1 protein-coding gene and 1 pseudogene are annotated in these 3,686 nt (G+C 43.0%); both read right to left on the bottom strand.

Features of this window, described 5'->3' with window-relative positions; all coding sequences use genetic code 11:
- Window positions 1–62: 62 nt before the first annotated feature.
- Window positions 63–2,891 (bottom strand): efflux RND transporter permease subunit, encoded by a 2,829-nt coding sequence (locus V7K49_RS00260; RefSeq protein ID WP_335204052.1) that lies wholly within the window; start codon window positions 2,889–2,891, stop codon window positions 63–65.
- A 335-nt stretch (window positions 2,892–3,226) separates the two neighbouring features.
- Window positions 3,227–3,562: pseudogene (locus V7K49_RS00255) on the bottom strand (ISKra4 family transposase); the annotation flags it as partial.
- Window positions 3,563–3,686 lie beyond the last annotated feature (124 nt).

Genomic DNA, 3,686 nt, shown 5'->3' with positions numbered 1-3,686 from the left:
TTTAGAAAATGCGACCACTAAAATTCATCTCTGTTTTGTCAGACTTATGCTCCGAAGATTAGCTACTTTATAGATCCCAAATGGGTTCTATAGTTATCTACTAACAGCAATCCGTTACGGGTAGCAACGCCAAATAGAGTGATAAAGCCAACCATCGAAGCAACGGAAATAATACCACCACTCAAGGCTATAGAGATGACACCACCAATTAATGCCAGTGGCAAGTTAATCATAATCATGATTGTGGCAGGAATTGACTTGACAGCAAAGTAAATCAGTACAGAAATCACTGCAAAAGCGATCGCACCTGCAATCATTAATGTCTGCGTGGCTTGTTCCTGAGCTTGAAACTGACCGCCAAATTGGACGTAAGATTCCCCAGGCAGTTGAATTTGTTTAACGCGATCGCGTACATCTTTAATTACAGAACCCAAATCCTTTCCAGAAACGTTGGCAGAAACCACAATCAGCCGGGAAACATTTTCGCGGTTTATAGTACTTGGCCCCGTGCCATAATCAACTTTGGCAACCTGGGATAAAGGGATTTTCTGTCCATTGGGTGTATCAATTAATAAGTTACCAATCACGTCCAAATTATTACGATAGCGCTCTTGCAACCATACGACGAGATTAAACGTTTGTTGCTTCTCCAACACTTGAGAAACTGCTTTTCCATTCAATCCAGTCTCAATTGTTTCTGCTAGTTCGCCCACGGTTAGCCCATAACGCGCTGCTGCATCGCGGTCAAACTGAATTTGAATTTGCTTGACTGGGATTTGGGGTTCGAGTTGCAGATCCACAATGCCAGGAATACCACTCACAGCGGATTGTACCTGTTGACCAAGGGTGCGGAGTTGTTCGAGTTCGGGTCCGTAAATTTTAACTGCGATCGCACTTCTCACGCCTGAGAGAATATCATCTATGCGGTGTGAGATAAATCCACCAATATTAGTCGCCACACCGGGAAGTTTTTCAAACTCTTTGCGGAGTATCTCAACAGTTTTGTCTCGATTTTTCGCTCCGGCTTCACTAATCTGCACATCCAATTCTCCAAAGTTGACCCCTGCTACTTCTGGATCTCCTTGAGCAAACCCAGATCGCAAGGCAATGAAATCGAAACGGCGATCGCTTTTGAGGGCATCCATCACCGCTAAAGCTGCTTGGTTAGTTGCATTCAGAGATTCACCGGGTAAAAAAACCATTGAATTGACCAAAGAACGGTCTTGAAATTCTGGCAAGAAGACTTTTCCCAACCCAGGTAAGATAATCGTAGATGCGATAAAGCCTGCGATCGCAACTCCCAAAATCACCTTGGGGTAACGAATCGAGAACTTCAACGCTGGACGATAAAATTGATGTACTTTGCGCTCTAGCCAAGTCTCCGTACTCGGTAAAGATTGATTTGCTAGTAACAAGGCACATAGTGCTGGAGTTAGTGTCAATGCAACTAAGGTAGAAGCGAGAATCGAGAGCAAATACGCCATTCCCATCGGTGTAAAAATGCGCCCTTCTACTCCAGATAGGACGAAAATTGGTGCAAAGACCACTGCAATAATAACTGTCGAGAATAGAACACTAACACGCACCTCTACCGAGCCATCAAACACAACTTGTAAAGGATTTTTCGGGTTTCCTGCTATTTGGTTTTCCCGTAATCGGCGGTAGACGTTTTCCATATCAACGATCGCATCATCTACCACTGAACCAATAGCAACCACCAGTCCACCCAAGGTCATTGTATTAATGCCCTGTCCAGTCCAGCTAAGAATAATCATCCCAAACAGTAACGACAGAGGTAGGGCGCTAAGACTAATAATTACCGTGCGCCAGTTCATCAGGAAAATAATCAGGATGGCTGAAACAATAATGATGCCATCACGCAGTGCTTCCTCAACATTTTTGATTGAAGCTTCGATGAATAAATCTTGGTCAAAGGTTTTAGTAACCTTAACATCCTGCGGTAGCCCTGGCTTAATCTCTTCCATTGCTGCTTCCACAGCTTTGACTACAGTAGGAGTATCTGCTGCAGGCTGCTTGGAAACAGTTAAAATTACTGCTCGTTTGCCCTGAAATAGTCCATCTCCTCGTCTTAATCCTGGGCCAATTTTGACCTCTGCTACCTGTTCTAATAATACGGGTGTGCCTTTAGTTGCCTTAATCACTGAACGCTTCAGCTGATCAATCGACTCAATGCGCCCAATCCCCCGAATCAGGGTTTCTTGATCAGGGGTAATTAAAAATCCTCCCGGCACATTAACGTTAGCATTCTGCACTGCTTGGGTGACTTCTGGCAAGGAAACATTATAGGCTTTGAGCTGATCTGGGTCTACCAAAACTTGATACTGCCGCTCATCGCCACCATAGAGAAATACATTACTCACCCCTGGTACAGCCAGCAGGCGGTTTTTCACATCCCAGTTGACAATTCGCCACACCTCCATCATGTCAGTGCTTTGGGAAGAAAAAGCGTATTTAACAGCCCATCCCAAGGGCGAATTGACAGGCAATATTTCCGGCTGTTCTACCCCTTGTGGTAGTTTCACCCCTTGTAATCGTTCTGTTACCAACTGACGCGCACGGTATATATCAGTATCCCACCTAAAGACAGTTTTAATTGCAGAAATCCCAATGGCAGATGAAGACCGCAGCGATTCCAGTCCAGGTGTGCCATTAATCGCACTTTCAATTGGGCGAGTCATCAAAGACTCGATTTCTTCTGGTGCTAAACCAGAAGCTTGAACTTGAATTTCTACTTGGGGCGGAGCGAAAGCAGGAAATACGTCGAGGGGCATTTGCGTTATGACTCGCAATCCCCACAAACTAATTAATATAGAGGCAATAACGATTAGCCACCTTTGTGCAATCGACCATTTAACAATGGAATTGAGCATTTTTGAGACAAATCAAGGGTTTTTTGCTTGACGATACAGTGAATTTGTCTGGGATAATCTGTAGTCTTGACAGTTTGGCACTGTATCTAGTGTCTCAAATGAAGATGAAATCAGGATGAAATCAAGGTTGAATAATGGTAAGGTAAAAATTCCGTAGATGTTACCGCGAGTAAATGTATCACCCTTGGTAAAAAATGCTTTTACTCCCTATGAGCAAACCTTTTTTGGATTAAGTTGAGCAATAGAGGTAAGTGATGGTAAAAGGAAAACGTAGCGGTGACTTAGGTGGTTTGATAAACCACCTAAGTCACCATATCTCGATAGCTCATTAGATTTTAACGATGAGCTAAAATTTGAGGAACATTATCAAATTTCCATTGTGCGCCAGAAATTTTAGTACGACGGTCAATCTGTTTGACAGTAGACTCAATAGCGCCAGAACCAATAGAACAAATCTGTTCGGCTTGATAATACAGGTAATTGACAATCCGATGTCGATGTTTCTCAAGGTAAGCACAAAAATTTTGGGATTGTTTGAGATTACAGTCCGCAAAAATAGCAATAGTATCATCAACTTTGCCTTGCCAGAGAAGGGTTGTAGCCTGATGGAGACGTTGATTTGAACCGCCAATCTTGTGTAGATTTTCCATGAGGTGAAACCAATCAAGTAAGTAGGTCAACTAAAAAAAACGTAAGATAGATAGAGTTCAGAAATTAAGTGATAAATGATGCCTAGCGCGTTAAGAATCATACTAACTGCTGAAGAAGACCTGACACTAAAAGAACTCAGTTGTG

This window comes from Nostoc sp., from assembly GCF_036919675.1.
Taxonomy (GTDB): Bacteria; Cyanobacteriota; Cyanobacteriia; order Cyanobacteriales; family Nostocaceae; genus Nostoc.
This window is presented reverse-complemented; position numbering and strand designations above follow the sequence as displayed.